At 52.5% G+C, this 6,031-nt stretch carries 5 protein-coding genes; 2 read left to right on the forward strand and 3 right to left on the reverse strand.

The features are described 5' to 3' along the window. Positions 1 to 191: 191 nt before the first annotated feature. Complete coding sequence (locus VF260_07460; protein ID HEX7057017.1) at positions 192 to 1,034, forward strand: sulfurtransferase; 843 nt, start codon at positions 192 to 194, stop codon at positions 1,032 to 1,034. 536 nt (positions 1,035 to 1,570) lie between these two features. Here the strand turns inward: VF260_07460 and VF260_07465 are convergent. Next, positions 1,571 to 2,254, reverse strand: coding sequence for a hypothetical protein (locus VF260_07465; GenBank protein ID HEX7057018.1), 684 nt, complete (start codon positions 2,252 to 2,254; stop codon positions 1,571 to 1,573). A 277-nt stretch (positions 2,255 to 2,531) separates the two neighbouring features. On the opposite strand from VF260_07465, the gene VF260_07470 reads away from it, so the two are divergent. Then, complete coding sequence (locus VF260_07470; protein HEX7057019.1) at positions 2,532 to 3,419, forward strand: alpha/beta hydrolase-fold protein; 888 nt, start codon at positions 2,532 to 2,534, stop codon at positions 3,417 to 3,419. A gap of 205 nt (positions 3,420 to 3,624) precedes the next feature. On the opposite strand, the gene VF260_07475 is transcribed toward VF260_07470, so the two are convergent. After that, a complete protein-coding gene (locus VF260_07475; GenBank protein ID HEX7057020.1) occupies positions 3,625 to 4,437 on the reverse strand; it encodes a hypothetical protein in 813 nt (270 codons plus the stop codon). Positions 4,438 to 4,447: 10 nt separating this feature from the next. Continuing rightward, on the reverse strand, positions 4,448 to 6,031 hold a 1,584-nt coding region (locus tag VF260_07480), incomplete at its 5' end, for a M1 family metallopeptidase (GenBank protein HEX7057021.1).

Raw genomic sequence — 6,031 nt, forward strand, 5'->3', positions numbered from 1 at the left:
GTTGGATGTGCCTTTGGCGCACAATCGTTGTGGTATAATGGAAACATATTTAGGAGCGCGATGCAACAGACGATCGGGATTCGGGCAGTCTTAACCGTCGGTCGAGGGCCGACAAGACAGACGAACCGGGCCAGCGAACCGGGCCGACGATTTCGCGTTCTGCCAGAAAGGCTTCAGGAGGAGAAAATTCGATGCAAAATGTGGTTCCAATCGCGTGGCTGGCAGCCAAATTGGCCAGTGATGGCGACAAGCCGGTTATTGTCGACTGCCGTTTCGATCTGGCCGATCCCGCGGCGGGGAAAGCGGCTTACGATGACGGGCATATTCCCGGAGCCGTCTATATGCATCTGGAACGCGACTTGTCAGGTCCCGTTGGCGAACATGGCGGCAGGCACCCTTTGCCCGCGGCCGATTCACTGGCCAGGCTGTTTGGGCAAGCGGGGATCGGCAATGATACGGTCGTCGTCGCCTATGACGACCAAGGCGGGGCGTTCGCCTCGCGGCTATGGTGGATGCTGAAATATGTCGGGCATGATGCGGTAGCGGTGCTGGAACAAGGCTTTTCCGCCTGGAAGCGGGCCGGATATCCCGTGACGCGGGATGTCGAGCCGCATCCTGCCAAGGCGTTTGCCGCAAATGTGCGCCCGGACATGCTGCTATCGATGCGCGAGGTAAAGGAACGTTTGCACCGAGACGATGTTGTGTTGCTCGACTCCCGGGATGGCGCGAGATATCGGGGGGAGGCCGAGCCGATTGATCCGGTGGCGGGGCATATTCCCGGGGCGAAGAATGCCTTTTGGAAAGAAGGATTGCGTCCGGACGGCAGCTGGAAAACGCCCGCGGAGCAACAGGCGAGATTTGGCGCGATTGCCCCCGATAAAGAAGTGGTCGTCTACTGCGGTTCCGGTGTAACCGCCTGCCCCAACGTGATCGCGCTGATTGACGCGGGGTTCAGGAACGTCAAGCTTTACGGCGGCAGCTGGAGCGATTGGTGCTCGTACAAGGACAATCCGATCGCGACAGGGGAAGAGTAGGAGCCGGGCGGCCGCCTCAGATGTAGGTTTGAGTTGCGTGTTGAATTCCGTGTGGGCGACATAAGCTCAGAGTCCGCGCCGACAGCGGGTTTGGGACTTTGTTTCGTATCGGAAGTAGGTTTGGGCCTGCAGCACGTGTCGTAGGTTTGGGGTTGTGTCATGTGTCGGGCGTAGGTCTAGGGTAGTGTCACGTGCCGGATGCAGGTTCGAGGCTGCGATGCGTGTCGGGCGCTGGTTCGAGGTTGCGACTCCCGCTCATGCGGCAACGCGTAAATAGTTCGGAACCATAGTGCGCGGTAGTATGAAGCCGCGGCGCCGCTAATCTGTATGATTTTTCACATATAATTATCAAAAAACCGTTAAAAATAGGAATTATATATGAATTTTCATATATAATTTGGCCAATTCGGCTCCTAAAGCTAAAATGTATGTGGTTTTTCATATATATTTCTCAAAATGGCCTGTTTTGGACAAAATATATATGACTTTTCACATATAATCGCAATGAGCGTAATGAGCGTAATAAGCGCTTTAAGTCAGACCAAATCGGGGCTTTGGATGGAGCCCACATATTCGTAGGAAGTTATACGCTGCGAGGCTCCTTTTGCCACAGGCCGAAACTTGCCTTTTTCCACCAGCATGCGGCAGTATTTGATAACCGTCTGGATGTGCAGTTCAAACTCCCTTGCCGCTTCGGCAGGGCGAAGGATTCGATTGTGGCGAATGGCCGCCTGCATCAGATTCCGCTCGATTTTTGAAAATTGCCTTCCAACCATATTTGCTGTCCCGCCCTCAACCGACAAATACGATGACAGGCTGTTTTTTAACGCAAAAAGGATAAATGATGGATTCTCTTTTAACTCATCCAAAGAAATATAGAAAACCGTACAGCCTTGCGACTGAAGAAATAGCCCGCGATTCAAATCCATTCGATATTTCGTCCGATCCGTCCCGTGCGAGCCAAAATCCATAATTTCAAACGCATTGCGCACCGTCCCGATTATCCACATGAAATCGACAAAGTACGACCTTCCTCGCCAATCCCTCACTTCATATTCAGGATGCAAACCGTGGAAATGACCAACCAGCGGCCACCAGATTTGCTTTATGAACAACTGGTTTCCGTAACCGTGTCCGCGTTTAAGCGCATCAAGCCGTTCCCCGCTTCTTCGCCTTAGATGATCTTGCATCCATTTGTCGTGTTCAGCTTGCAAACTCATTCGCCAACCTCCATCACTCCATATTCTTCAAAAAGAAAAGTCCCCGTGTCCAATCCAACATCGGAAGGAAGCGGGGCATACTTTGCCACTTGACTTGATTATGTTCGGTTTCCATATTATGCCACAAAACAGCAACAGTATGCAACCCGTTTTATATGAGCACGAAATTCGTGTCAATTTGCAATGTATCCGCTAATGCCGCCGGGCTATAATGATGGGAAGAATAAATGCGTTTTATTGAAATGAACGATGATGATTCGCGAAAGGGTGTAATCGGATGAAATTTGGTTATAGGCTTTGGTTTTTCATTCTGCTTCCCGGCGCTATCTTGACGGGCTGCGGCAGCGGGGACCGGTCAATGAGCGCCGCCGCTCCGCAACCCGTTGAATCCATTCAGGCCAAAGTTGTGACGGCGGAACCGAATGTGCAAAAAGTAACGTTTCACAGCGAATCCCTGGACAAAGACATGCGCTTCAATATTTATTTGCCCAAAGGATATCGTACAGACCACAAGTATCCGGTTTTGTATTTGCTCCACGGATATACCGAGAACGAAGACCAATGGGTTCCGGAGTTGGGCGCGGACAAAGTGGCGGATCAGTTGCTTTACGAAGGAAAGATTGAGCCGCTGATGATCGTTTCGCCGCAAATTGACAACAGTTACGGTTTTAATTCCTATATGGGGAAATACGGCGACTACATTGTGAACGATCTTGTACAATATGTAGATAGTCATTTTAATAGTGTAGCCGAAAGAGTAGGCCGTTATATCGGCGGCGTGTCCATGGGCGGCTGGGCCGCGCTGTATAACGCATTTCAGCATCCGGATTTGTACAGTAAAGTGGGCGGCCACAGCCCCGCCGTTGTAGATGATGATTGGTCGACGACAAGCGGGTTGAAAGGTTTTCTATATCCTACCGATGAGGTTCGCAGGCAAAGAGATCCTTTATTGTTGGCGGAAACGCAAAATTTACAAGGTTTGTCCGTCTATCTTGATTGCGGGGACGAGGACAGCTACAAATTCTATCAAGGCGCGGAAGCGCTTTATAACAAACTGCAAAACAAAAATGTGAAATCGGAATACCATCATGCGCCGGGCGGCCACGATGCGGAGTATTGGACAAAGCACCTGGCAGATTACCTGTTGTTTTACGCCGGAAAATAAACCGCTCAACCGTTCAGGAACAGCTGAGCTTGATTAGTTTCATTTGTTGGCCGCTCTTCGCGATGTTTTCTAACTCCGGTTCGCTTTCGCTTGGCGAATGCCGCATAATCCATTATGCGCCGGACGGTGACATAACGGTCCGCATCGTTTTCCCGCGTAATTTGCCGATGATGCCCCCGTCGCTTGTCAAAGCGCGCCCGAACTTTTACCGCACATATTTGCTCCAGATGTGGTATTGTGCCGACAGCCTCCACACATTGAGCACGATTCTGACCAACTGGTGGGCAAAATGCGCGATGATGGCGAAAAGCCCCGCCCATACATAAGAGGTGGCGGAGATCAGCGCGTACGCAAAAATGGAAACAAGCGCGATCACCGCGGCGATAGCGGCGGCAATATGAGCGCAGCGGAGCAAAACCATTACCGTAAGCATCGGCCCGTGGCCGGTCGTTTTGCCTAATTGCACAAGGGTGGCCAGAAGCTGGATGAGCGCGGCGTACAGCAAAAATCCCGCCACATAAGGCAACAGCTTTGGCAGCAGCGCGGACCATTGCTCCGCGCGCATGACTGCCGGCGCAAAACGGAAATAAAGCCACACAAGCGGGCCGATCGTCAGGATCATCTGCGCTCCATAGATCATCGCAAATGGCTTGCCGAGCTTGCGGATTCCGGGGAAAAAGCGCCACCCGGCCGCCCGCTTTTCCGCCTGGTGCACGGCGTGAAAAAGCCCGGCGCGGATAAACGGCGTCAAGCCCATGCGCAGCAACACAAGTGCGAGCAACAGCAGCAAATAATGGTTGGCCGCGGTTGTCCTGGTCAGCACAAACTCGCCTTCCGCCCAAAACAACCGGCTTGCATACTCCGACAATCCGCTGGGGAAACGATGCAAAAGCGGTATAACCGAATCCCGAACCACCTTCAGCAAGAGAAAAGCCCAGGCAAATTCATACACATATAGACCAAGGATGAGCATGGAATGTTTTTTCGTTGTTTTCCAGCCCAGTTTTAAATAACCCATGCCGTACACCTCACCATGCGATCCCTTGCAGCAAGGTTTCGATTAATTTGGCGATGCCGATGCTGAAACGATTTTTCTGTTCAGGATCGATTTTTGTTTGAAAAAAATTGTTGATATGTTTGTTTTCCAGCACAAGCGAGTAATTGGGGTCGACCATCGCCCATTCTACCGGCGCGGTGCCGGTGAACCGCAAAATCGCGCGGTTGTTTTTGCTTGCGTCGAAGTTTTTTGTCGTCATCGTTCCGTCGGCAAAACGGATGAGCACAGGCACCTGCCGCAAGTCGCCCGCACGCTTGGTCACAAGCACCGCGCTGTCATATATGTAAGCGCCGTTTTCCAGGCGTGTCGTGATTTGTATGCCGTCAACGGAAACATCCGTCATCGTGCCGCCATAAACGTACGTTTTAAAGAAGTCGTCCCATTGTTTGCCGGTTACTTGCTCGAGCACGGCAAGGAAATCCGAGGTGGAAGGATGGCGGAATTTGTAGCGTTGGAAATACGCCCTGAGCACCCGCCGCATGTTTTCGCCGCCGATTTCCCGCTCAATTGCCGCAAGCACCAGTTTTGCCCTGATGTACACATTATCCGCATAGTCGCCGTGGCGCTTGTATTGCCAGGCGTTCAAATTAAGCGCGCGCGGCGTTGTCATATAACTTGCTTCCAGCGGAAAATTGGGCCGTACGTTGAACTCTTTTTCCATTACCTTCGCTTCGATATAAGACGTGAACCCTTCGTCCAGCCATGCTTCTTCAAACTCGTTGGTCGCCACCATGCCATAAAAATACTGATGCCCGATTTCGTGCGCAACGACCCGCTCCAGCTCGAGATCGGGCTTCTCGTCATCCGCGCCCCAGGCGGTTATAAGGGTGGGATACTCCATGCCGCCGGCGCCGTTGGCCTGCGCGGGGGGCACAACGACGGACAGCGTCGAGTACGGGTATTCGCCGTACCATTGGCTGTAATCCGCCAATGACTTTTTAACCACGGCAAAATAACGGTCCCGCAAAAGCTTGTGCCGCGGATCCAGATACAGCTTGATTTTTACCCCGGGCACGCCCGGAGCGGAGAAAGGCTGTTCCGCATAGATGAAATCGGGGGAAGCCGCCCAGGCAAAATCATGCACGTCGTCGGCATAAAACCGGTACGTTTTCCATCCGTCTTTCGTCCGCGATATCTTTGTGGGAAACCCGGTCGCGGCGACCGTAAATGTTTGCGGGACGGTGATCGCCACGTCGTAGATGCCGAAATCGGCATAAAACTCGGAATTGCCGTGGTATTGGTGCAAATTCCAGCCGTCTTCCTTGCGGTTGCGCGTTCCGGCCGGCTCATAGACGCTCATCTTGGGGAACCATTGCGCCGCCATGAAAAAGTTTCCCGCGTAGCCCATGCGGGCAAAAACCTTGGGCATATTCACGACATACTGAAACCGCAGCGTAATTTTCCCTTTGGGCGGCACGGGACGGTTTAAGCTAACCATCATTAATGTCCGGTCATGTTCGTTGCCGTCGTCCGGCTGCACGAATTTTTTGCCGGGCAGCAAGTCTTGGCCGGCATCCGTTGTCATCGCCGTGATTTCAATGGACCCGTATCCGCC

The organism is Bacilli bacterium, assembly GCA_036381315.1.
In the GTDB taxonomy this organism is placed as follows: domain Bacteria; phylum Bacillota; class Bacilli; order Paenibacillales; family KCTC-25726; genus DASVDB01.

Bases quoted from the DNA above. Each gene is read 5' to 3' on its own strand.
- VF260_07460 (HEX7057017.1), top strand. From the start codon at position 192: ATGCAAAATGTGGTTCCAATCGCGTGGCTGGCAGCCAAATTGGCCAGT.
- VF260_07465 (HEX7057018.1), bottom strand. From the start codon at position 2,254: ATGAGTTTGCAAGCTGAACACGACAAATGGATGCAAGATCATCTAAGG.
- VF260_07470 (HEX7057019.1), top strand. From the start codon at position 2,532: ATGAAATTTGGTTATAGGCTTTGGTTTTTCATTCTGCTTCCCGGCGCT.
- VF260_07475 (HEX7057020.1), bottom strand. From the start codon at position 4,437: ATGGGTTATTTAAAACTGGGCTGGAAAACAACGAAAAAACATTCCATG.